Origin of the sequence: Pseudomonas sp. NPDC088414 (assembly GCF_044753325.1) — a bacterium.
Lineage (GTDB): Bacteria > Pseudomonadota > Gammaproteobacteria > Pseudomonadales > Pseudomonadaceae > Aquipseudomonas.
Map to the genome: position 1 here is coordinate 1 of NZ_JBIVMY010000024.1, position 832 is coordinate 832.

The window sequence follows — 832 nt, forward strand, 5'->3', positions numbered from 1 at the left end:
TTCTTCTATTTTGATTGCGATGCCGGAAATGATATGCTGTTACATGTTTTCCTCTTCATCTATTGTTATGAGGGTGCCCGGACCCTCCTTGAAGCTGTGCAGTTCGCGCAGCGGAACGTTGTACTTGCCGGCGAATTCCACCGCACGGATCTGCAGCACCTTGGAACCGAGGCTGGCCATTTCCAGCATCTCTTCAAAGGTGATCTTGTCCAGTCGCTGAGCGACCGGCACCACACGCGGGTCAGTGGTGTAGACACCATCGACGTCGGTGTAGATCTGGCACTCATCAGCCTTCAAGGCAGCCGCCAGTGCCACGCCCGTGGTGTCGGAACCGCCACGGCCGAGGGTGGTGATGTTGCCGTGCTCGTCGACGCCCTGGAAACCGGCGACAACCACCACGCGACCCGCTTTCAGATCACCACGAATCTTCTGGTCATCAATCTGCAAGATACGCGCTTTATTGTGCGCACTGTCCGTCAGGATCCGCACCTGATTACCGGTGTACGACACCGCCGGCACACCGCGCTTGATCAGCGCCATGGCCAACAGGGCAATCGTCACCTGCTCACCGGTGGAAACGATCACGTCCAGCTCACGCGGAACCGGTTGCACGTCGCCACTGATTTGCTTGGCCAGATCGATCAGACGGTTGGTTTCGCCGCTCATTGCAGACAGCACAACCACCAGGTCATCGCCGGCATCGCGGAATTTCTTAACCTTGTCGGCGACCTGCTCGATTCTCTCGACAGTACCGACCGAGGTGCCTCCAAATTTCTGTACGATCAAAGCCATTTCAAAGCCGCCTCTGCCCATGAAGGGCGCCCAATAAGCA

The 832-nt window shown here is 57.2% G+C and carries 1 pseudogene; it reads right to left on the reverse strand.

Annotation, left to right across the window (positions count from 1 at the left end):
- Window positions 1-42: 42 nt before the first annotated feature.
- A pseudogene (locus tag ACIP8I_RS19155) lies at window positions 43-792 on the reverse strand (aspartate kinase); the annotation flags it as partial.
- Window positions 793-832: the final 40 nt, after the last annotated feature.